The organism is Limnobaculum eriocheiris, assembly GCF_021010575.1.
Lineage (GTDB): Bacteria > Pseudomonadota > Gammaproteobacteria > Enterobacterales > Enterobacteriaceae > Limnobaculum > Limnobaculum eriocheiris.
In genome coordinates this window covers 106,676-130,179 of sequence record NZ_JAJNAG010000005.1, presented here as the reverse complement: position 1 = coordinate 130,179, position 23,504 = coordinate 106,676, and the positions used below count along the sequence as shown (strand labels likewise).

Below are 23,504 nucleotides of genomic sequence, written 5' to 3'. Positions count from 1 at the left end.
CAAATAAAACTGTAGTCTTTCAACAATTTTAACTGTTGACTTGTCTACAGTTTAAACTGTAACATTCAATCTTGTAACAGTTATTATTGTAACAGGAGACGGTATGGAAGTGTTCAACACGACACAAAAACATCTCCGCCGTGCCATTGACTTGGTCGGCGGGCAATCAGCATTAGCACGAGCCATCAACTCAAAACAGCAAAACGTCTGGTTTTGGTTGAATAAATCAGGGCGTGTTCCCGCTGAATTCGTTTTACCAATCGAACAAGCTACGCAAGGACAGGTAACCCGATCCCAGTTAAGACCGGACATCTATCCCGAATGCCCAAGCGAGCAGAAAGCCAGTAACCAGTAGGATTAAGGGCAAATAATGGTCAGCATTTTACGTAAACACAAAAGCGAGTTCCTCCATGCGTGATTATGGCAAGGTCTATACCCGCTTTTGGCTAAAGCAAAACGTTTTGTCCTGGAGTGACTCAGCGAAGTTGCTAGGACTGTATTTGCTTACATGCCCACATTGTAATTTGCTTGGCTGCTTTCGATTGCCGATTGGTTACGTTGCTTCTGACTTGAACTGGGAAGAGCAACAGGTTGCCAAGGCTCTAAATGAGTTAGAACAAGATCAGTTCCTCATTCGTTGCGAGGAATCCGGTTGGACTTTGATTCGGAGCTTTCTGAAGCACAACCCAATCGAAAACCCGAACCAAGGTAAGGCAGCCTTTCGGTTGCTTAAAGATGTACCTGCCGACTTCGTTGGTATGGCATCGCTTTTGAAATCTCTTGCCGCTTTTCAAGCTCGGCTTCCAGAAGAATTTTCATCATTGTTTATGCCTGATGGCAACCCGGTAAGGGACTCTCAACGGTCGGATGACTCTGAGAGAAGCAATAAGCCAACAGTTAAAACTGTTAACCAGATACAGTTCGAAGACTTCTGGGATGTACAAATACGCAAAGAAAAAAAAGCGAAAGCCAAAGAAGAATGGCTTCGCATGGGCCTCAATGAAGACCATGAACTCGCCTTGGAAGTGCTAACACGCTGGAAAGAGCAACGAGACAACCGATTGCAGTATCAAGATCGGACTAAGACCCCTATGCCACATAACTGGCTTTTAAACCGGCAATGGGAAGACGAGTACGTTCGCATTGATGAAGTACAGCAATCATCGACGAGCCTAAAGGGCAGCAATCACCAATTGAATATTGAAGAAAGCAATCGCCGCATCGCTGAAAGCTGGGCCGGACCAGGTATTCGGGAGGTTCGTTCAAGTGCAGGAGGTTGATAAACGCGAGTTTGCTGAGGTTTGGGGAGCCGCTTGGGCCATGTATGGCAAAAGCGTATCACCGCAATTGCTATCCATCGCATTTGAAGCCCTTCGTGCTTATAGCATTGAAGAAGTGCGAATCGGTCTGACTCGGCATATTCAATCACCGGATACTGGGCAATTTTTTCCAAAGCCCGCTGACGTCATCAAGCATATCGACGGCAACTCGGGCTCAAGAGCCATGGTTGCTTGGAACAAAGTTGACAAGGCTGTTCGTCAGGTTGGCGCTTGGACATCCGTGATGTTTGACGATGCGCTTATCCACCGCGTGATTTCAGATATGGGTGGATGGGTTGAACTCTGCAAGGTTGATGACAGGGAATACCCCTTTAAGCAAAAAGAGTTTTTAACACGCTACCAGGCTTACTTGCTGCGGGACGAAGTGGGTGAATACCCAAGGCTATTACAGGGTATTGCAGACCATCAGAACCAGCAAAAAGGATTTGATATGCAAGCGCCTGTTGCCGTGGGCGACTGGTCAAAAGCGGCACAAGTTTACACGAGAGGCATCGCCAACTTTAGCGCAGTGCCTTTAAAAAGAATAAGCCCGAAAGCCATTCAGGCGCTTCTCGGAAATCAATTAGAGGACAAAAATGAAAACGATTAAAGCAAAAACCATTGCACTAGCGATAGCCATGTCCGCAAGCACTTCAGTCTATGCTTTTCCGGGCTATCAGTGGGAAAAAGCAGCACAAAGCGTTGGTATTGATCCAGTCATGCTCTACGCCGTTGCCTTGGCTGAGTCCGCCTCACATCGCGGTCTCAACATGACCAGTCCATGGCCATACGCAATTCGCAATGGTTCAAATGCAACCTACGCCAAATCTCAGACAGAAGCGGAGCAACTGTTAAACCAAGCACTGCAAGAGAGTGAAAAATACCAGCTCGATATTGGCCTAATGCAAATCAATTTGCATTGGCACGGACATCGGGTGAGCTCAGCGGCGGAACTGCTAGACCCCATCACCAACCTTACCGTCGGCTCCAGTATTTTGGCCGAAGCAATCAAGTCTTCACCTAACGATTTAGAGCTTGGCATAGGCCGCTATCACAGTTGGAACGAAGAGCGTGCACGCTGGTATGGGCAAAGAGTGCTTTCTATTTATCGCAATATTTTACATGAACTGGAGGTCCGTCAATGACAACCAATCAACAAGACTTCTATCAATTAAACTTGGCGTACCTGCACGCAGCACGGGAATTGGCGCGCATTGATCCGCAAGAGGCTGTCTTGCGCTTTGGACTTACACGCGATGTGGTTGATGCTCTGATTAATGCTGGTGTTGACGACCTGCAACGAGTAGCGACCTCATCATTCATGCTGTTTCAACCAAGGGGTAACCAAAGCCAACTGATTGAGATGGTGAAGAGCAAAGGCACAGGTATCCCAAGAATCGCTTATTTATTATCAACCCTAAACAACAAGGGGGATGCATGATTGATAACCTGTCCAAAAGTGAGCTGTTTACCCGAGCCTCGCTACTTATTAAATACGGATTTAGAACAACCATTATCGCGCTCGATACTGGTTTGCCAATCCACATTATCAGAAGGCTTCACAAAGAAGTGACTGGCAAGTCACCTTGCCCTGGTCAATTGCCAGAATCTGATGCCATTGTTAAAAGCAGAAGAGCCTTAGTTGAAGGCTCCCTGCTGATGGCGCTTTATGTCAATATTGGTGGTGATAATGTCTACAAGCAATTAAATATTGATGCTTTGATGAAGGCTTACGATGCGTACTTGGTTGCAAGGGAAGAAGCAGATCTTCCAGCTGAAATCCCCTGGAAAAAACTAACCATCAATGAAGGTTGGGTTCTAGCTCGTGATTTAAGATCACAGCTTGCATCCTTACACCGGTGTCGGTGCGGCAGTCTGTATTTGACGGTATCACAACAGCGCATTCAGCTTAAATGCCCTGTGTGTGAGATTATGGCCGAGCAAACCACTAGAGCACTTTTTGAGAACTAACATGCTGATGCATGATTTGATTGTGCACCGCCCGTGCACTTTGAGAGTACTAAGAAGATGACAAACTTACTTAAATCTTTAACATCACGCTGCTGGTTTATATCACTGGGGCTTTTTCTGGCGACTTTGGCTGCGGCTCATTTCTTTCCATCAGAAATATTAACGGCATCTGCCAAGTTAGCGGCTTTGCCATTTCTGTTCTGCACCGTCGTTTTTTTCAGCTACTTGGGATTCAAAGCGACCTGTAATCCCATCGGACTTATAGCCATAATCACTATGCTTGTAGCAATCGCATATTGGCAAGCGAGTTGGACAATTGTTGGTTTGGGACTCTTTTTCTTAGCTATTTGTACTGGAATTAGATTCTTGAGTAGCCAAGTTAAAGATTCGGGTAGAACTTTGAGCATTGAAGAAAAATGGTATTGGTATAAGCTCCATTCGTTTTTTGATGGCTTTTATCCAAGGTATCCCAAAAAGCCAAAAAAATAGCCAGCCAACCACAAGCTGGCTACCTTCTATTTTCAGTTCCTTCCTGATGCCTGGTTATAGGCCCTAATATCGATCAAGTTGTTCTGAGCATAATCTCCCGCAAGCGATGCATTTGAGATCACCGCTATCTGCTTATCCACAAATGCTTTATCTTCTTCGGACACACTGTCAGGAATGTAAGCGCCACTCTCATCCTTTTGACGATACTCATTTAGCATTTGCTCCCTTAGACCTAGCATTTCAGGCGACCAACTCGATGAGTCTTCAGAGTTGAATACGCGCCCCGCCAAACCTTCATTGAAAGCTTGAGCGAACACTTGACTTTGAATCGGGGTCAATCCCATTCTCTGCCCTTCGCTGTATGCTTCCTGTTTAAAATCATCGGCGTACTGTTCTAAGAACTCACCGTATCGATTGTTAACTGCCGCACCGAATGCCCCAGCCAACATGGCTTCAGACTTAGTGCCCCAGTTAACTTCGGAGGCATACTGCGAACTCGATCCACTGTATGCATCATTAAACGCCGTCAAAGGATTTTCCAAAGAGGTTCCGGCATCAACGGCTGCTTTTAACCCATCCCATGTTGATTTGCTGGCCACAGTTGCATTGTGCAAGAAACCTCGTGAGCCAGGTTCTGCAAGGGCTTGCTCCTTGTAACTCTCATAGTCTTCGCCAAAATGATTCAAGGTATGCAATGCTGCATCAGTATGCTTGCCACTGAAATCACCAATAGCACTGGCGCTGTTGAAGAACATTTCAGCACCAGAGACTCCGCTATCATCAGCCATAATGCGAGATCGCCACTGAGAGCCAGCTTCACTGTTTAGTCCAGATTGATAGGTACTTGTGTCAGAAGCTACGGCCTGCTGGGCTTGTTGCTGATGCGCATTCAGCTGTCCATCTACACCAGAAAGATTGGTTTGGTAAGCAGATTGAGCCGAATTGAACTGCGTTTGAACTGTTGCAGCATCCTCATAGCCTCCCAGAACACCGGATTCAACTTGGCTTTGAGTGCCACCAAAAGTAGGTGCCGTTGATGACAAGCCTTCATTAGAGCGTGGCTGAATAGATCGTAAATCGGCTCCGGTAGCCATGGCCATAACAGTCATTGCTGCTTGATAGTCATTGTCTCGTTCAGCGGGCGTAGAGGAGTTGCTATAGGTTAAAGACTCCATAGCTGCGGCCACATACGCCTGATTATCATCAGGTAGCAAGCGCTGATACATTGGAAGGTTTTCACGTAATCGGTTACCTGCTTCAACATGCTGGTTCATATAGCGACCTAAATAATCCATGACTTCAGGATTATCCGCTGCTAATCGAGTTAACGTCGCACCATCCGTGTTCCTTTGTCCTGATAGACTGTAGCTGGCCTGATCAAGCTCACTAAAGCGGTTTGATGCCGTGATAACGTCTTGTGCTGAACTCTGAAGTGACTGATAGTCTTGATTAGACAACGACATCTCAACGCCAGAGCGTCTTGAATCTGAAAGGTCCTTAACCATCGCATCGCGAAACTCAGCACGTCGTGAATCACTCGATGCCAAGCTTTGCATCTCCCCAGTGAGCGTATTTGCGGTCGTAGACCGAGAACTGCCTTCTGACGACTCAACTTGGCCACTAAAGTTACCACCTAGATCCAACCCAGCTCGTACCCTTGATAGTTTTGGTACACGAGATGAATCTGGCTTATCAACTCCAGGCAAATTACCTTGTGGAGAATCATTGCCTCCCGTTCCAAGAAGCCTCCCAAGAAAACCCTTATCGGCAACTTCTTTCTCACCGGGATTAGTAATGGTTCCATCGCCACCAACCCTTAGTCCGCCAGATAACACGCCCGATACCAAGCCACGTACAGCGTCTTTTTTATCGTCTCCGAAACCATACCGTGTTTGCAGGTCATCAGTGACCTGATTAACAACGGCGCTAGATGCGGAATTAGAAGAACCAATCTGACGTCCAACCGAAGAAAGGTTGTCGTAACTTAGCTTTTCACCAAAAGTTCGGCTCATGGTATTGCCAACTTGATGGCTAAAGGCTTGAGTTGCCTGAGTCATGGATTCTTTTGCAGAGCCGACCATTGAACCCACCGCATTTCCGACAGAGAAACTGCTAAGTAGGTTTGACGCGCCGGTCATAGCAGAACCAGTGAGGGCTGAATTTTGGAACATTGACTGTGATTGCATCACCGGGGCATTTTTCGCGACATCTGGACTTGCCATCTTTTCATCAATTGCATCACCGTTTTGAAGACGTCCAGCCAAGTGGGTAGCGGTTATTGCTGAGCCATACACGAGCATGAGCGAAATCGCCGGAACACTCGACGCCAACATGCCGCCAGTAGCTATCCAGGTTTGCAGCACTGAATCCATCTGCATCATCCCAGCAAAAGATGGCACTTCTGTACCTGCAAAGGCATCAAGAGCCGACATTTTCCCAGCAACAGTTAAATGGATATATAGGTTAATGATGGCCATGACAGGCATCCAAAGTTGAATCCAAAGCAGGATTAACAAGTACTTCCCGGCCATTCGCATCCCGATTTGGCCAAGGGCAATCACAAAGGCCATCAATGGGGTGATGGCGTAAATGAAACCCTCAAAAAACGTCATCATCGGACGAACGATACTTTGGAACAGGGTCTGCTCCGCCGCCCATTGCGTATTGCGCTGCTCAATCGCTTGGTTAACCATCACGGCTGCGGTGAAAGCTTGATCATCCATATACTTGCCCGTCACGCTTTGCTCATAAATAGGCAAAAGCACCGACGAGGTCATGTACTCTTGGGTGTTAACCGAGGCCAAACCAAGATTATTCAGTGCATTTCGGATCACGTCATCAGTATCCGTTGCTGACGAAGTCCCCAATGAGGCTGACAAAACCTGTTTAAGCCTTGGAATGAAGGTTGATTCTGTCATGAGTTTCAGTTGGCTATAGGCATCGGTGCAGTCCAGATCGCTACTGCTACCACTGAGCATGATGCGTGTGCCATATATGCGCGAATCAAACCTAATCGCAGTCATCGGGTTAGGATCACTCAGCACCTGATCTAGGTTCTTTTGGCCGATGTCGATGCCAATCAAGGTGCATTCTTTGATGTAGTTAAACCACGATTGCTCGATATCTGAGCCACCGACACGATTTGCATCACCCAACCCAGAGCGATCCATCACCTGTTTTCTCACTTTAATCAGTGACTGTAAACTGGATGCAAAGCCGTATTCCGTCATGGCGGGAGTTGAGAACGCCGTTTCAAACAATCGCGTGATTTGAAAGCCAACAGTCGAAATCGTACTGCCTGCGGCAGCAACACCGATGGGCACATTATCAACCACTCGAACTTGTCCCGTGTACGCATCCTCAATGCTCACTCGGGTACTGGGCCCAAACATGGTTGCAAAGACTAGCAATGAGACTAAAACATGTTGAAAGTTAATCCCACGACCACCTTGCATTAAGGCCTGAACAGAGACCATCAATACCCCAATGAGCAAGCCAATGCGAACCATTGAAGTAAAATCGCCTGTACCAGTGATCATCGCGACAGCGTTCAGGACCTGCTCTAAAAAAGCCGAATCCCCGATGGAATAGATTTCCCACATGACCTATTCCCCCAGCGCCGTAGATTTAACGGTGTAATAACGCTGTTTGCGAATGGTCTGAATCACTTGGTTAAAGTGCGCCAGCAATTCTTGCTCTGAGCCGTATCTTCGCTGCAACGCGGCGTACTCCTCATTGATTTGGCGACGTGCACGTTCAAGATCTTCCGTTAACAACTTCGCATAGGCATGATCTTCCACACCCGATGTGCTTCTAGCTGCGTTGAGCATGTCTTCAATCAATGCTCGGGCCATCTCAACAGCAATAAATGGAGCCGCTCGTGAAGCAAACGACCTAGCAGCCCCTTCATTTAATGCAGAAAGTGTTCTAATCATGCCGCCAATGCTCGCGGGAGCCGAGGTCATAAAAGCCTTTTCGGTGGTGCTAGCAGCCCCTGTATTTCGAGCAAATTTAAAAATAATGCCGTTACTAGAACCTGTACCTAGAAGTAAATTTTCTACCTGGGTTGATAACCCGGTTAGGGTCACGTTAGTGATTGTCGGATTCAGACAGCCGTCTTGTGTCACTGTGTCACATCGGTACATAGCGACGTTACCGCCATGAATTAGATGCTCAATAGTCACTTTATTGCCATTCAGTCTGGTCAGTTTTGGGGCTTTACCTTGACCATCAGCCGCATTAGCCAAATCACCAACGATGATCGAACCAGTCACCGACATAACCGCTTCAAGAAAACGATCATCCCCCGATGCAAACCAGCTTGATGCCGAGTGACGTTTCAGTGCTCGCCAGACCAAGTTACCTTTAATTGTTTTGTTCACATCAGATGCCGCGACACTTGAAGCGTTCTCATAAGGGTTCTTACCATTGGACTCACTCCAACTGGTAAAAATGTCTCCAGCCCCTTTAAGTGAGCTCAACATGCTGGCTTCTGTTTGCCCCTTTTTACCAAAAGCAGCCAGGGTATCGTTCACGACTCCCTGAGCCATTTGACAGGAATTGCCAAAATACTCGTTCAACTGCTGGATTTTCTTTTGCAGTGTCTCCATGTGCTGAGAGCATTTCTCACACATAGCACTGAGCGCTAATTGGAATGCGTATCCCTTGGCATTTGCCGCTACAGAGCGAAGTAATTGAACAAACTGATCTGCATTAACAAATGACAAACTTCCAGCGAACATATCAATGCCGCCACAACCTGCTTGGAATGACGGAGGCACCATTGAGACGAGGTTCTCGTTCATGATCCTGTTACGGACAACAACGCTTCCACCAGATATAACGCCACGCCGCTGACTCTCGAATACACCAGGCGCAGTGGTGTTGGTCATTGAACCAAACAACTGATTCATCTCCTGTTGCAAGCTTGCTTGGCTCATAGATGAAAAACCAATCGCACAGGCGATTAGCGATACTCGGAATACTTTTTTCATTGTTATAACCCTCCTTGTGCACGCAGATAGCGAACAAGGAACTCAGGGTCCTGTAATATCTTTTCGTTAAGCTCTTGGGCTGACATCGCGAGTGACACGCCGGGTTGAACAGGTCTGGTGGCATAGTAAGTTTGATCGTCAATCCAACCGGCTTGATGGGCTGCAAGAATGATTCGATTATTGAGCTCATCAAGGCTCATTGCGCCTTGGCCAATCGGAGTGATGACATTAGGCGGTTCAACTAAGAACACGGCAGGGACAGTCGTAACGGACAAGGATTGAGCTTGTCCTGAATCGACTTTGTAATTAGGAAACTCTCCACCAGGTAAAGGCAAGCCATCGACTGCAATAGCAAACACCTCGAAACCATAGTTCAAAGCCATTGATTCGATGATAGGCGCTTGAGCATGGCAGTAAGGGCAATCAGAACGATAGAAGAAGAATAAGCCAGCCCGTTTTGCTACTTCACCTAAAGCAATATCTCGTTGAGCGCCAGCTTCTCGATCCATCCGATTGGCAGCATAGGTAGCCAAGGGTCTGCGACTGATTTCATCCAAAACTGGATCGCCCATGACCACCTGCTGACTAACATCAGCAAACTGTGAGCCCTTATCCATCATGACGCGCTGGAGATACAGATAGGCTCTGACGTTCTCATTCGTCGGCTCATCAATTGCCTTGTCCATGAACGACTGCATGTGCTCACGAAACCAGGCAGCACTGAAAGGCTTTAGCCCGCTCTGACTCGACTCTGCCGCACCAGATTCCGGCTTAATAAGCTCTTCAGCCTCCGCTGGCTCAGGAATGACCTGATACCAAAACCAGCCTTCCTGACCACGCTGATAGAATGGCTCGTCACTGGCATAGGCGGGTAAGATGAATAGAAAGAAAATAATGATTGGGATGGTCACCCATAGGATAAACCAAGGTAACAAAGGCGTTCTCATTGTCATCTCCAGAAAATTTCATAGAGCTAACATGCTAAAGAACGCCGTTAAGGTGATTGGCCAGATAGATGAAGAAATCGTGTGTGTTTCTGACTAGCTGTTATGACCAGTAACAGTAACAACAGCTAAATTTAATGAGCCAAATTTATAACTGGACCGCTTTCTGCGAGGAGCGGACGGTCGAACAAACTCGTTTTGGGACATAAATGAGTTACAAATTTCGCTTAATTAGCAGTTAAAGAATTAGAAAAGGTATTACAAAACCTCAAATGGGGCGACCAAATAGATTATGCCACTACACTTGGTTGGATCGCATACTCCTGAACACCAGCGGCCGTCAACAACTCATAAAAATCTGCGACTTTGGTTCGTTGCCCTCTTTGCTGACAATAGGAAAAAATAGCCCTTTGTTTAGCGCGAGACAGTGCTACAAAAAATGTCGATAGTCCTTCCTTATCACCTTGCTTATAAGACCACCAAGCGTTGTCGTCTATCCCCATGAAAATGGTTGTATCGAATTCAAGCCCCTTGCTTTTGTGAATAGTCATAAGAGGAATATGGTTCGTGCCTTCAAACTCATCTAGCAAACCTGCCCAAGAGTTCTGAGTATCAACACAATTTATAAAAAATTCTTCGAGTGCTGCCAAGTTTATTTCAAGTAAATTTCCTGTAGCGTAACGAGAAAAGGAGCTGCGAAGATCGTCTGAGTTAATAAATTTTATAGTTCGCTCAAATACATCGCGACCATTTTCCCGTGTCAGAGGCTGTTGCATTAACATCCGTAGTGTAGAAATGAACTTTGTTAGCTCGCGTTCAACCTGTCGTAGTGCCTTTTCGTCTTCCTAGTTCGTATTACGAAGAATTCGAATATCTGATGATAGTTGATTCCACGCTTGTGCATTTCGACGGACCAGTCCCAGCCTAAGCAGAGTAGAGAACAAAATGGTCAGTTCTTCAGCAAGCAAATCTTGTAATGTAGTTTGACCTATTTTCACACTCTCATTTCGTAAGCTCAGTCCATGTTGAGCGAGATAATAAGATAGCTGTTGTTCATAATCTTCTGGTTTTTGACGCACCAGAATAGAGTAGTTTCTTGGATTCAGTGACCTACCTAGCAAGTCATTTGCTATCCACTCAGCCAAATGAGCAGCCTCCTGATTTATATTGTAACTACAACAAATCCAAGCGGCATCACCAGAAATTAAATTGATATTACTTGTCTGAACCTCTCTCACTTCATGGTCAATAGCTTGTGCAATAACATGTTGTATCCTGACCAATTCAGGTGAAGAGCGGTGATTAAGGAGCAATGAATGTCGTTCTGCTGAAAAGTCAGCCTCAAATTGATGAAACACATCACCTTTAGCACCGGCCCAACCCATTATTCTTTGCTTGTAATCTCCTACTGCTGTTACCTCAGCCTCACTTGATTTAAAAACAGAAGATAGAAAATCATATTGAGCAAACGTGGTATCTTGGAACTCATCCACAAAAACAATAGGATATGATGCTCTAATAGATCTACGAACATGATCGTTAGTGCGAACGATATATTCAGCAAGTCGATTTAGCGCCGGAAATGACACTCTGGAAACACCGTCGGGGTAGTTTATTTGCTGACTCAACCAAAAAGTTAAAAATTCCTCCTCCAACCATGACAACTTGGGATCTCCTATACGCACACTTCCGATAAACTGATTCATGTTTTGGAGTCTTTGCGTAAAGCTATAGATACCTACTGCGTTCCCAAAATTATTTCTGAAACTACTAATAAGCTGCTTCTCTTGGTGAAAAGATGGAAAAGAGATTTCATATCGCTTTGATGGGCGATGATGCTCGGGCAAAGCCATGCGAAATCGATCTATTAAATTCTTAGTGAATGCATCAAAAGTCATCGAAATAAATCGATTGCTGACTTCTTCTGAACAACGCTCTTTCACTCTATCTGCGAGATTTTTTGCGGCATCAGTCTTGAATGAAATCGCCAGAATTTTTTTGTTTGATGGACATAGGCCAGTCTCAAGCAGATATGCAGCCTTTTGCGCTAAAAACTCTGTCTTTCCGGCTCCAGGGCCAGCGATAATACTTGTGGACTCTCGTTGCCTTAGTGCTTGCCAAGCATTTGGCTCAAGATCGTCGATCCCCTTCGGCTGCCAGTGGTCAGGTCGAATAAACTTCACCTTGCCTCCTAGTTTTGAAGGGTTGTGTGAATAGCTAGAACTAAAGCCCGTAGCTCTTCTGGCGCGTTTTGAGCCAACTGATCTGGCGGAATAGAGCCAAGCACTCGAATATGCGTACTTGGTTTACCTCTTCCTAAGAACAGATATCTGTACCAGCGCAAGTTAAGTACATCATCCGCGTAGAAGCCAGGATACCCTTCATCTCCCATAACAGCATTGCCTGGATCACCATGCATAGATGGTCCATTAGAGCTTTCATCTGGGACCACCCGATAATGGCTAGTGAATGCTTTTAACATCGAATAATCAATGTCTAATGGGCTTGAAAAATAAACTTTGTGCCGCCTGAGCCATTGAACCCACTGATTAATGTTATTCCAATCTGAAGCCGGATAATTATCAAATGCAGCAAGGTTATGTTGGTAGCCTAACAGATTGAGGTTTTGCCCAAATATCTCACTTGGGTCGAGCCCATACTCTATCAATTTGGCAACTGCATTCTTAATCCTTCCCCAGCCACCGCCGTGCCGTCCCCAATCCAGATCGAGTAATGTTAGAAAAGGGATCTGTAAATCTGTTAGCAAACGCCACATGTGGTTTACATGGCGGCCCCCTAATGGAACCATGGCGACAAAAGATTTATCAATTGGTATGCCCATAGCTTCTGATATAGCAGGAAGAATTACCTCCTCGGAAGCCCCTTCCCCGAGAACAACAACTTTAGCGAAATACAACTCTGGATAGGCTCTCACCGCTTGCTGGATGTACTTTGCAGCTTCATTCTCCTCATAGGGTAAAGTCAGTTGACGAACGACAGTGGTGTTTGATTCTGTTGCTAGTCTGAAGTGCCTTACTTGTGTTGGCTGGATTCTGGCGAGAATGCTCGGCGAATGGCTAGATAGCACTGCTTGCGCTCTTAAGCCATGCACTAAACTGCTGATCTGACTTATGATTCGAGATAGATAGTATGGGGCTAGGTTATTCTCCGGCTCCTCAAGTGCCAAAATAGTCAACGAGGGCAAGAACAAGTCTGCACCGAGAAAATCTTCACTCTCCGGTTGGGCTAATATCTCGGTTTCAACATCGAGAGTAGCTGAAGTCATGGCGATGTGAAACAGCGAACTTTGGCCATCACTTAGCTCATCAATGCTCCTATCCCGACCACTTTCATCTGGGTGCAGCAGTACCTCCACCTTACGAACGAATTCTTCAAAGCGTAGGTCGACCGGGCGAAACTTCGGTGTACTATCAGTTCCAGCAGAGTGCAGTTCATGCCAACGCTCTGTGAGCTTTCCGGTAACGATACTAATCGCCTTTTCACCCTCAAAAGATTCGTTCAGCTCTGTGGCTTTTTGAGTAAAAGATGACCGAACTTGTTCCGACCAGTTAATAGCCTTCCAAAGTCGGCTTTTCAGAAAAGCGGATACCTGAGAAACTGCGCATCGTGTGGCAGGGACGTAAATCAATTGGATTCGAGAACGATCCGCTGGACGTACATTTTGAAAATCAGCAACTTCTGGCTCGCCCCATGTCGTAACCGCACGGAACTGGCTCGTAATGTACCCGTCTATTGAGCCATCATCTTCCCATTCCGCGTCCAAGCGCAAACGACACTTCAGTTTTCCACCCTCATCTGTAACGCTCATATGATGAAAAAAATCTGGTATCACAGAGTGATCTCCATCTTCATCATCCAGTTCGGGGAAGGCGACAATGGCTTCAAGCGTGAGAGTCCGCTTGCTGGGTATTTCTTCTTCCAAAGAGGGAATATGAAAATCCTGACGGCGAATCGTCCGCTGCTCATTGGAGATGCCAAACATTCGCTGCAAGGCCTGCATCAAGACCGTTTTCCCAGCACCATTTGCTCCAACCAAGGTGGTTAGATCCGGATCGACAGCTATGCTCTGCCCTTCTGGCCCGAAACTTCTAAAGTTCTGTAGATTTATTCTCTCGATATGCACAGCAGCTCCCTCTCCTATATGCCCATAGATTATATGGGGCTTCTATTGCAAACTTTCAACTGACAAAGTACGGCCATGTGATCGCGTATCGGTTACTGGATCAAAAACGACCACCTTGGGGTGCCGTAATAAGAGCTACGTTGAAGTCGCTTCAAGCAGTGTTATCAGGTTAGTTATCCCCCTGACAACTGTTTCAAGACTCTACGATAGTCATCTCCAGACATCGAAGCACTGACGCCGTATGCCAAGGTGGGAGCAGGCAAAGTCATCACAAAATCTACCTTAATGGTTTTATCGAAAATTGACGGCATCAACGCTTCTAGCTCAAATGAAGCGAACAGGGGCACCACTTTCTTCTCCCAAATTTTAGACAATGTAGGGCAAACTGCATAACGTGGTTTGAGTGGTTACGCGTTGCTGGCACGGAAAGGGGCTGAAAGGAGTTACGCTTCAAGGTCCACTATTGGCACGTAATTAATATTCAGAAATTTCGAATACTACATTAGCTCACTTTACTGCAAAAACCGTAACCAACGTTTTCATTGAGTCCTCAGAAATCATAACAAAGTGCATTTTGCTACCAACATGCTGCCAAAACTCTGCCTCTTGTACATATTTTTTTGCTTTTTGGATAGAGACGCTTTCTGGTAACTCGGCTTTAGTTAGCGCAGAACATAGCAGCGTTGAGCATAAAGCCTTCCAAGGATGCTTGGGCACTCCATTAGAAAGCCGTTCCACAAACCGTTCCAGTGCATGACGAGTCACCACAACAGGTCCAATGTTCGGAACGTTGATGACCTCATCGATTTCTCTCACTGTAGCATTATCGACGCTGTATTCTTCGAAGGAATGTGAGAGCCAATCGTCCCGCTTCTCTACCGAGATCTGTGCTTCCTGGTATCGAGTGAGCAAAAACCTAGTCAGGCTGTAAAGTGAATTCTGAGTTGAGCGTTGTTTCTGTAACTTTTTGATAGCTCCTTTACTGACCCGGATTTGAAGCCCATTACCGCTTCGGTTACTCCCCATCACCTCTTTCACTGACAGTAGGTGATGAATCGCATAGAGCTCAGCTGCAATTGGCTTTTGCTGCTCAGGTAGCTTGTCGTATTGCTCACCTAAATCGACCTTTAGCTCACCACCTCTTCGAAGGCCGGTCTTCCAGTAAACCGTAAACTCACCATCAATCTGCTTTGTTAACAGGGTTAATACCATCATGTTTGTTCTCCTATTGGTTATCTATTTTTCATTCTCCATGTTTTTTCAAATATGCAAGGCGCAAAAAAAGGGGCCGAAGCCCCTAAGATCAGATATGAACTTTAGGAAAGCCCATGGCACCGTAAACATTCAGCACATCATTCCAATCCCAACTTTTCACGCCAAGTGACGTTGGTATCGGGGGGATCAACACTTGTGTCAGAATGCCTTTTTGCCAGGCTTTTTTCTTGAGTTCATTCGCTGCATTCAGGCCGGTCTCAGAGAGATCGTGATCTGCCCAGATGTACAGCATTTTCACATTACTTGGTGGTTCAAACCTAGCCAGTAGCGTTGCATTCACAACCGACCAACATGTTTGCCCCGTTGCTCTGGTTACCGCTAGGGCCGTTTCTATACCTTCAGAAACACCTAGTACTTCACCAGACTCACCTATAGGAATGGCACCACCAGTGATTGTTCTGTCACTTGGTATCGGCATCATCTTTTTAGGCTTTTCAACCGGCGCTTTGAATCCATCTTCACTTAGGTAGATCCGATGGAACGTGGCCGAACGCCCTTGCTGAGTAACGATTTTACCTAGCAGCGCTGGGTAGCTATCGATAAACAGACCATCTTCATCATGGTAAGGCAAGTTTGGATGAAACCTCAGCACCGAATCCCATTCAGGACGAAGCCGCGTCACAATGCCACGACGATGCAAGTAGTTCCAAACTGGTTGCGCACGAGTATCTGCAAGAGATAGCGTTTCTCCCCAGGTTTGATTCAAGCGATGGATAATCGCTTTGTCCTCGTCCAGCTTTCTAGCCTTCCAATCAACAGCGTTACGCGTTATTGCCCGAGAAGGTGCTTGTATTTGTCCGGGTTGAATACCAAGAACCTGGCCGATTGCTTCAATAGACTGAGCAAAGTTCCACCCATTAATCCAAGACAACAGTTCAAAGCCATCATAAAAGATACCGCAGGTATTACAAACGCCACCACCGGTATATCCAGCATCTTTGAACAGCCTAAAGCCATCACGACCGCCATGAACAGGACAAGCCACATGACGGCCTTTTCGAGCAATAGCGGCATCAAGTTCTGGCACCAACGCCGCCAGTATTTGAAGCCATTGGCCATTAAGATATGGCCTCACTGTTTCAATCTGTAAAGGTAACGCCATATAACCTCCTTAAGTAAAATGCCGACTCCTACCACAGGTGGTAAAAGTCAGCTTAGGTCCTGCATTAGCCGTTCGGTTAATACAGGAGCGTTAGTCAAGCTGGATACCATGTCGTCTTAATAGCCACATGATGGAATCACGAAGCACATCAGGATCGACAACCGCAGCCATCGCGCAAACACGAAAGCAAAATGGCGCTATTTCGTCATTTTGAATCCACGACAACACATCCTTTCGCAATCGAGTACTGACACGACCGTCCAGCAATACACGGATCGCATCCAATAGAATGCCTTCGCGTAACTGCCAGATTTCCGTGTCAGACCAAGTGACTAGGGCATCATCAAACTCAAATAGAAATTCGAGCTGTGATGACGTGTGTTGATTGGACTGCTTTTGTGATGCAGGAGAATGGGCAATGCGCCCATTCATTAAAGATAACCGCGTTCGGCAAGCGAAACGCAGCCCTCGGATGCGACCACAACATGGTCAAGTGTTCGAATATCAACAAGTGACAAGGCGTCACGGAGTCGATGAGTAATGCGTTTATCAGCTTCACTTGGCTCAGGATCACCCGATGGATGGTTATGAACCAATATCACTGCTGCCGCATTAAGTTCTAGCGCTCGTTTTGTTACTTCCCTTGGATACACGCTCGCCGCATCTAAAGTGCCTTTGAACAGCTCTTCAAATCGAATGACACGATGCTTTGTATCAAGAAACAGTACGCCAAAGACTTCGTGCTCATACTCGTGCATCAGTGTTTGCAGGTATGAGAACGCCGACGATGGCTGTTCAATTTTGCGACCTTTACTCAATCGACCACGGGCAAGTTTAAGCGCCATATCTATGATATCCGCTTCAGTCACTTGCTCAGGAACGATGTAAGTACCGACTTCTTCGCCAGCTAAGAACTTTTTGTTTCTCATAGGAGTCTCCAAAAAAAAGCGGAGACGAACCCATGCCCTGCGGGGACGGAATCGTCCCCGCAGGGTGGTAAAGTTGATGTGGTTACTGAATTAACAGTTGTTGTGTTACTTCGAATAACTCACGCTTCAGATCTTTGACGTCGTTAATCACGATGCTTTGAGGAAAGAATTTCTCAACACTGCGTGTTTGAATCCCGATCCCCAGCAGCTCAAAGCCACTGCGTCTGCACCGGTCAACAATGTCATGCGTGGCAGCCCAATCATCTGGGTCACCATCGGTTAGCACTATCATTAGCTTTCGCTTCTGTTTTTGCGCTAACAAACTGTTTGCCGCAAACCACATCGCTTGTGCCATAGGCGTACAACCTCGTGGTTTTTGGTCAAAACAGGCGGCCCGATGTCGAACCGATTGCTTGGGCAATAACGCGATAGAAACTTCCTGATGAATACCAGGAAAATAACTGACCGCAGGTACAACACCCGGTATGCCTTCCAGTGCCATGGCCAAAGCCAAAGCGGCTTCATTGGCAACATGAAAGTACTTTCGATTACCTTCGCCAATGGGTTTACCCATTGAACCCGATATATCGACCAGCAAGTGCACAGCAGCATTAGGCGCAATGCGAGGTTGCCTTTGAATAAACAATCTCGACTCACCTGCTTGTGAAGCGGCAAGACGATGGGTTGCAACTCGAAGACCGTGCCTTTTGACATGATTCCGATTGTCCTGACTGGACTGAACCATGCCCCTAAGTCGGGCTCGAATTTGAGCAGACTCCGACGCCGATAAGGTCAAGATAGCCTCATCACCCAACATAGCCTGCTCTGCTTGGGGCAAACTGAGTGGAGTGACGCCCTGATGTCCTTCAGCTTGTTCCGACAACACTTCTGCCACTTGTGCAAAGGTATCGGGTTCAAACTGAGCGGCACTGGCCTCTAAGGCTTGTCGCAAATTGTCAGCTTGATCAGAGTTATCTGAATCACCCGTTTCAGCAAAATCCCCCGTTGCAGACGAATCTGTTTCTGGGGTTTGACTATCACTACTGTTATTGCTGTCATTACTCGCATCTTGTCCAATGTCATTACCGCTATCAGCATCCGACTCATCCTGTGGTGGACGAGATTCTTCTTCCAACATGGCAACGATGGCATCGACAAGTTTCAGCACTTCACCTGTAGACCCTAAGCTAGGCACTGCTGTCAGCATGGCGCTTAACCGGCTCATCGCTGCGGCAGGAAAGAGTTGTCTCACTCTTTCATCAACCGCTTGATACAAAGGCGTCAGCGCTTTCTGACCCAGAAAGTGGCATCTCAAGCGAAACAACAACCATGCTTGCAAGTTAGATGCAGGCTCAAGCTTTTCAGGTACACACATTTGCTGTGTGTCCACCATGTACTCAATCACTTGCGAAATACTGCGCCGGGTTCCGGGGTAATCCTTTGCCAATTCGTTTTCAATGCGAACGTCCTCAATGATATTGAGAAGTGCCTTACGGATCGGTTTGGACGACGCCTTCTGCACCATGTCAAAATTAGTATGGCGAATATGCGCCGCTTCATGAGCCAGATAACCCCAAGCTATCTGTTGATAGTGTGGGTCGTCTGGGTTTGCTGTTGGGATCACAATCCGCTCACCATCGGTAAACGCATCTTGTCCTTGAATAAGCACCTTCACACCAAACTTTTCGCCATAAGCGGCGGCAACGATTGGCAGTGCGTTTTTTAATGGATGATTCATGGGAGTCTCCTAATCATTAGGGGGAATACTCCCTCAGCGGGAGTGTTTCCCCGCTGGGAATGTGGGTGTTTAAACCTGTGCTTTTAGCTTATCCAGGTCGTATTTTTGACCTAGCCAAGCCACCAATTGAGCTGGACTTTCATGCTGCTCAAATGACGTTTTAAGCTGGTCTAAACTCAGGATGTCATCCAATGTCAGACCGTACTGGTCTTGTAACTGAGTAGACACCTCGTGTTGATATTGCAGCCAAGCTCGCTCATGAGCGGTTTGCTGCAATGCCATGTTTGGAACAAATACCATGGCCGTTACCCAAGCTCCTTGTGCGTCCGCATCTGCGATCAGCACAGGGTTCTCGGGGATCACGACACTATGTGTTGAGTACGACCGTTGTACTAACGTTCGACAACACGCCATTTCTGGTATCGATTCACTTTCAACCGCATCAGTCACACCACGAAAATGTGCTTCAAACTGGTTCAGTTGGCTGGGGTTATGGATGGTTGATTGCATAATTCCCTCTTACATAGTTCAGAGGACATGCGCCCTTCAGGGCAACATGCCCTCAAGGACGTTAGAAATAAAATGAGTTTGGTACAGTCGAACCAAGGTTTGGTCTGACGGTTGGTTGGGGTATTGCACGTAAGTTATCTGCCTGAGCAGATACAGGCTGTGCGGGTTTAGGTTCAGGTTTGGGCATCAGTTGTCTGATATCCAATTGACCTTCACCGTGCATTCTCATCTTGTCTGGATCAGACAAAATTAAAATGGTCGCCATCAGTTCGTGATAGAGATTGTCGGTCACAGGGCCGGTCTTCGGCAGACGAACAAATAAATTGTCCATCGCTTCAACCATCGGCTGAACTCGATGCTCTAGGAATGACAAACCATCCAACTTGTCTCTTAATCGCTTGAGAGGATTAAGGGCTCGCTGGCTGATTTGATTCTTACCTGCAACGGAACGCTCAAACAGTTCATTAGCATCACGAGCCACCTCCCTAAAGAGGGTGTGTCCCATGCCATTGACCTTGTCATCTAAGCCACCAGCTTGGTCAGCCGGTTGCATTCGATAGATGGCATAATCGAACTGAAGCCGTTGTTCCACGTCTTCGATGGGTGACAGTGCACGCCGGATTGCATCTGCAAATTCCGGGTGTTTTGCAACCCAGTCAAACGTCACCTGATCATAGTTGTCCAAGAACAACTGCTTGCACTGCGCAAACTCCTGACCGATCCGGTCAAGCTCTGGAACAATCTGATCAATTCGGTTCTCAGGCACGGCATAGCCACCTAAAAACCGTACACCGACTTGCTCACACAAGCGCTGCGCTTCTTTTTTAAGCCTTTCAAAGTTCGCCAATGCCTCTGGGTCGCAAATTTTTTTACTCCCTAAGCTGGCAACATCCTTCGGTGGAAGTTGGCTGCCATTAGCTAATCTGAAATCTTCAGGCCTTAGTTTTTTTCTACCGCTCCAGATGGAACAGTCGATGTGACAAATCAAAAGTTTGTCGAGGGTTTGAATACTCATAGTGCATCCTCATGTAAGATGGGGACGCACCACTCCCAACAGGAGCAATGGCCCCCGTTTGGGTGGTAGTAGTTGACGCGCTAATGGCAATACCACTATCAGAAATAGTAATTTTGCGAATCAGGCGACGATTGGTTGAGATCGATTTTCACAGGCATTAAGTCCAGTGCTTCAGCTATCGGGCGAACCCGCTCTAAATCACTGCCTAGCAACCGCAATACATCTTTTTCCAACTTCAGTTGGTCGGATACTTCTATCCCTTCAGGACTCGCTACTGTTAGCGAACACAGTGGTGGTAATTGACGCTTAAAGGCCAGTAACAGCAACAATGGCCACGGGCCATCATCATTGTTAACAATGCCAGCGCCTTCACCTGACACCATGCTGATTTGATTGGTACTAGGTAATCCGCTTTTGCAAAACCCTAATGACCATTCTCCAATCCTGACCTGGTTATCATCAATAACAGCCAAGCCATAGGCTTCAAGCAGCTTTGCCATATCGAACAACGCTTTTTGCGCCAGCGAGATTTGGCCATTGACGTCCTTGCGAGTACGAAACTCCCAACTGACGTTATTGGCACACGCGACGCTATCTAGCGCATTTGAGAGTTCAAATGGCCGCCCTTGATGATCAATGCCGACTTGTCCAACCAATCGATAACCCTTGTTGATTTTCTCATTGATTCGTCGGTCTGCTTCAGCGTTAGGATCAGTCGAATCAATCAATCGCTGCTGCGACAATTGACCTGCTTTTCCAAACCGAACTTCAATCTCCTGGTTATCTGATCCAACGTAAATGGCCCATTCTTTGGCTGTCCCATCAGAATTACTGTAACGGTAAAGAGCAAAGCACTTTTCCATCATCAATCCTCCCAGTGGTCACCGAAGACATCAGCGGCAATACGGTGAATGGCTTCACGTTGCTCCAACTCAGCACGAGCCGTCAAAGACCGAACCAGTGCATACTCCACTGCGTTAGGAGCACCTTTAAAAGCAAGTGTTAACTTTGCCCAGCGCACCAAGGTCCGAGTGGACATGGTGATACTGAGTTCTGCACCGCCATCCGCGCCCCCAATAAAAAGACGACGAATGTCACCAGCCACCTTCACCATTTTTTGGCGAAAGACCTCTGGTAAGCCCGGCGCAACGTTCTCCAGAATGGCTTCCTCTACAGATGGTTCTGCATAGGTCGCTTCAATGATTCTAAAGCGATCAAGGAAAGCCAAATTCTGTTGAAGCACGCCTTGATACAAGCCCGTTTGGTCACCGCTGCCCGCACTGTTGCCGGTAGCGATAAAACGAAACTTGTTGTGTGGCATGATGATCTCTCCGCCATTTTGTGCGATGACCAAAGGGGCACCTTCCAAAATGTCATTGAGCCCAGCCAGTTCAGCAGGCTCAGCAAGATCCATTTCATTAATGATCAGCAAATGGCCATGCTTGACAGCCAGTGCCAGCGGTCCATACACAAAGGTCATGTTGCCATTAACCAGTGTGTGGTGACCGATAAGATCGGACAATTCCAATCGACCGTGCGCAGTAATTTGCTGAACAGGCCAATTCAATCGAGAAGCAACTTGGCAAATTAGCGAGGTCTTCCCGCATCCAGTTGGGCCTGTAATATACAAACCGTCACCGTCTGGGTTAGACAAGAACGCCAATACGTCACGTAAGTCTTCTTTTCTAAAGACATACTCGTCCTTGCGAACGGGAATGTTTGGATGGGTAGTGTCGGCACTAAATCCTTCCAGAACGAAAGCATCAGGAGCCGGGACATTAAACGCTTGATTCACTTGAACCAAAAATGGGGATTGTTCAGTCATGGTAAACCTCATCAGTTTTGACGAGGCCCCATGCCCCAGCAAAGAATGAAGTCCCCGTCGGGTGGTGTGTTGATTGTGGTATGGCTGTGTATGTAAGAGTTCAGCTCGCTCTATCATTCGTACCCAGCATTGGCTACGAGTGAAACTGCTTTCTGATGCACTCGATGTAAGCGCATGAGAAAGGAGCCGAAATCGGCTCCAAGTGAACGTTAAAAATAAAATGAGCTCGGCGAGTCACCTGGCAGAACCAAGTTCTCTTGCTCAAGGCTGATTTTGATTGGTGTTTCAACGGGCTGCTCTGGCTTATTGGTGCTGATACGCAACCGCTCTTGTGGCGCTTTTCGGTAAGCGGCTAAAACCTGTTCGTCCAGTTCGCCTAATTTATCGGTGGCCAATTGCTTATAGTCCACCGTGCCCGCCATCATGTAGCGGCTGAGTTTGACCCCAGCATAATCCGCATGAGCGTAATTACCCATCATAGCGACCAATTTTGACTGAGCGTCTCGCATTTCCTCTTTCAAAGATTTAATGTGATTTTCCAGTCGGACCACTTCGGCATGTGCTGAGCAATATTGCCGAGACAGCGATGTCCAGCGGTATTGGGCTTCACCCTTGGGAACAAAGCAATCTTGTTCAGGGCATTTTGACGGTTCTTTTTTAGTTTGAACTAACTCCCAAAACTGAAGCGCCGTTTCTTGCAATTCAGTTAAGAACAATGCGTCTCGTTGTATTTCAAACTCAATCAGTTGATCCTCAAAATAGAAAACCAACCAACCTCGCGTGCTATTGGCGACCAGTATTTGATGCTGTACTTGTACCCAATACAACTGGTACGCCTCGCTTTGTTCTCGGTGAGCTTGCACATCCTCAAAAACTGACTGGCAAGGACATTTCAGTTCAACGGGTTCGCCCGCATCGTTGATGCCATCAAAGCTGGCTCGAAAGATTGCGTTATGATCGGCTTCTGCACATAACGGTAGAAGAAAGTCATTATGCGCATTCTCAAATGCTCGCCTTGCTTGAGGCTCCAACCGTATACCGCGAAGCACATTTGGATTATTCGACAGGTCTTCCGGTAATACGAATCCGGTTTTTTCTGCCCATAATCGCCAAGGTGTTTTGTAGGGTGAACGCCCCATAATAATTGGGGCTTCAGATGCCGTAACCCCTGCAATGCGCCACTGGTGCCATGCAGGAGTACGTTGTGATAGGTCGATAACCTTCATATTGCCTCCTTTGAGGGGAGACT

23 protein-coding genes are annotated in these 23,504 nt (G+C 46.9%); 7 read left to right on the top strand and 16 right to left on the bottom strand.

Annotation, left to right across the window (positions count from 1 at the left end; translation table 11 throughout):
- Positions 1 to 103: 103 nt before the first annotated feature.
- The 7 genes from LPW36_RS04575 to eexS are packed head-to-tail and all read left to right on the top strand — an operon-like array spanning position 104 to position 3,779.
- Positions 104 to 355: a helix-turn-helix domain-containing protein gene (locus tag LPW36_RS04575; RefSeq protein ID WP_141173053.1), complete on the top strand. Its 252-nt coding sequence runs from the start codon at positions 104 to 106 to the stop codon at positions 353 to 355.
- Between the two features lie 55 nt (positions 356 to 410).
- Complete coding sequence (locus LPW36_RS04570; protein WP_012368349.1) at positions 411 to 1,280, top strand: hypothetical protein; 870 nt, start codon at positions 411 to 413, stop codon at positions 1,278 to 1,280.
- Positions 1,267 to 1,929, top strand: a complete 663-nt coding sequence (locus LPW36_RS04565) for a DUF6475 domain-containing protein (RefSeq protein ID WP_001158521.1) — start codon at positions 1,267 to 1,269, stop codon at positions 1,927 to 1,929. Before LPW36_RS04570 ends, LPW36_RS04565 begins: the two co-directional genes overlap by 14 nt.
- The gene (locus LPW36_RS04560) at positions 1,916 to 2,464 is read left to right on the top strand and encodes a lytic transglycosylase domain-containing protein (protein ID WP_012368350.1); all 549 of its coding nucleotides are present in this window, start codon (positions 1,916 to 1,918) and stop codon (positions 2,462 to 2,464) included. The genes LPW36_RS04565 and LPW36_RS04560 overlap by 14 nt, the downstream gene beginning before the upstream one ends.
- Positions 2,461 to 2,760: a flagellar transcriptional regulator FlhD gene (locus LPW36_RS04555; protein ID WP_000210563.1), complete on the top strand. Its 300-nt coding sequence runs from the start codon at positions 2,461 to 2,463 to the stop codon at positions 2,758 to 2,760. The genes LPW36_RS04560 and LPW36_RS04555 overlap by 4 nt, the downstream gene beginning before the upstream one ends.
- Positions 2,757 to 3,290, top strand: a complete 534-nt coding sequence (locus LPW36_RS04550) for a FlhC family transcriptional regulator (RefSeq protein WP_000566753.1) — start codon at positions 2,757 to 2,759, stop codon at positions 3,288 to 3,290. Before LPW36_RS04555 ends, LPW36_RS04550 begins: the two co-directional genes overlap by 4 nt.
- Before the next feature lie 57 nt (positions 3,291 to 3,347).
- Positions 3,348 to 3,779, top strand: a complete 432-nt coding sequence (gene eexS, locus LPW36_RS04545) for an entry exclusion protein EexS (RefSeq protein WP_230608267.1) — start codon at positions 3,348 to 3,350, stop codon at positions 3,777 to 3,779.
- Between the two features lie 32 nt (positions 3,780 to 3,811).
- Here eexS and LPW36_RS04540 read toward each other — a convergent pair whose 3' ends face one another.
- From LPW36_RS04540 to LPW36_RS04465, 16 genes are all read right to left on the bottom strand, one after another.
- Positions 3,812 to 7,381: a conjugal transfer protein TraG N-terminal domain-containing protein gene (locus LPW36_RS04540; RefSeq protein WP_230608266.1), complete on the bottom strand. Its 3,570-nt coding sequence runs from the start codon at positions 7,379 to 7,381 to the stop codon at positions 3,812 to 3,814.
- A gap of 3 nt (positions 7,382 to 7,384) precedes the next feature.
- Entirely contained in the window at positions 7,385 to 8,773 is a 1,389-nt protein-coding gene (locus LPW36_RS04535) for a conjugal transfer protein TraH (protein ID WP_230608265.1), read from the bottom strand.
- 2 nt (positions 8,774 to 8,775) lie between these two features.
- Positions 8,776 to 9,720: a thioredoxin family protein gene (locus LPW36_RS04530; protein ID WP_230608264.1), complete on the bottom strand. Its 945-nt coding sequence runs from the start codon at positions 9,718 to 9,720 to the stop codon at positions 8,776 to 8,778.
- A 287-nt stretch (positions 9,721 to 10,007) separates the two neighbouring features.
- A complete protein-coding gene (locus tag LPW36_RS04525; RefSeq protein ID WP_230608263.1) occupies positions 10,008 to 10,493 on the bottom strand; it encodes a 3'-5' exonuclease in 486 nt (161 codons plus the stop codon).
- 69 nt (positions 10,494 to 10,562) lie between these two features.
- A complete protein-coding gene (locus LPW36_RS04520; RefSeq protein WP_230608262.1) occupies positions 10,563 to 11,900 on the bottom strand; it encodes a UvrD-helicase domain-containing protein in 1,338 nt (445 codons plus the stop codon).
- An 8-nt stretch (positions 11,901 to 11,908) separates the two neighbouring features.
- A complete protein-coding gene (locus LPW36_RS04515) occupies positions 11,909 to 13,861 on the bottom strand; it encodes an ATP-dependent nuclease (RefSeq protein ID WP_230608261.1) in 1,953 nt (650 codons plus the stop codon).
- Positions 13,862 to 14,368: 507 nt separating this feature from the next.
- Entirely contained in the window at positions 14,369 to 15,076 is a 708-nt protein-coding gene (locus LPW36_RS04510; protein ID WP_230608260.1) for a hypothetical protein, read from the bottom strand.
- Between the two features lie 88 nt (positions 15,077 to 15,164).
- Positions 15,165 to 16,238 carry a DUF7146 domain-containing protein gene (locus tag LPW36_RS04505; protein WP_230608259.1) on the bottom strand — a complete coding sequence of 358 codons (1,074 nt, stop codon included), beginning with the start codon at positions 16,236 to 16,238 and terminating at the stop codon, positions 15,165 to 15,167.
- A gap of 90 nt (positions 16,239 to 16,328) precedes the next feature.
- Positions 16,329 to 16,670: a plasmid-related protein gene (locus LPW36_RS04500; RefSeq protein ID WP_230608258.1), complete on the bottom strand. Its 342-nt coding sequence runs from the start codon at positions 16,668 to 16,670 to the stop codon at positions 16,329 to 16,331.
- The gene (radC, locus tag LPW36_RS04495) at positions 16,670 to 17,167 is read right to left on the bottom strand and encodes a RadC family protein (protein WP_230608257.1); all 498 of its coding nucleotides are present in this window, start codon (positions 17,165 to 17,167) and stop codon (positions 16,670 to 16,672) included. Before radC ends, LPW36_RS04500 begins: the two co-directional genes overlap by 1 nt.
- Positions 17,168 to 17,249: 82 nt before the next feature.
- Entirely contained in the window at positions 17,250 to 18,905 is a 1,656-nt protein-coding gene (locus LPW36_RS04490; protein WP_230608256.1) for a VWA domain-containing protein, read from the bottom strand.
- A gap of 69 nt (positions 18,906 to 18,974) precedes the next feature.
- A complete protein-coding gene (locus LPW36_RS04485; protein ID WP_230608255.1) occupies positions 18,975 to 19,415 on the bottom strand; it encodes a hypothetical protein in 441 nt (146 codons plus the stop codon).
- Positions 19,416 to 19,476: 61 nt separating this feature from the next.
- The gene (locus LPW36_RS04480) at positions 19,477 to 20,430 is read right to left on the bottom strand and encodes a DUF3150 domain-containing protein (protein WP_230608254.1); all 954 of its coding nucleotides are present in this window, start codon (positions 20,428 to 20,430) and stop codon (positions 19,477 to 19,479) included.
- A gap of 98 nt (positions 20,431 to 20,528) precedes the next feature.
- On the bottom strand, positions 20,529 to 21,296 hold the full coding sequence (locus tag LPW36_RS04475; protein WP_230608253.1) for a hypothetical protein: 768 nt from the start codon (positions 21,294 to 21,296) through the stop codon (positions 20,529 to 20,531).
- Positions 21,296 to 22,255, bottom strand: coding sequence for an AAA family ATPase (locus LPW36_RS04470; protein WP_007104990.1), 960 nt, complete (start codon positions 22,253 to 22,255; stop codon positions 21,296 to 21,298). Before LPW36_RS04470 ends, LPW36_RS04475 begins: the two co-directional genes overlap by 1 nt.
- 209 nt (positions 22,256 to 22,464) lie before the next feature.
- The gene (locus LPW36_RS04465; RefSeq protein WP_193267705.1) at positions 22,465 to 23,481 is read right to left on the bottom strand and encodes a YqaJ viral recombinase family nuclease; all 1,017 of its coding nucleotides are present in this window, start codon (positions 23,479 to 23,481) and stop codon (positions 22,465 to 22,467) included.
- Between the last annotated feature and the right edge of the window lie 23 nt (positions 23,482 to 23,504).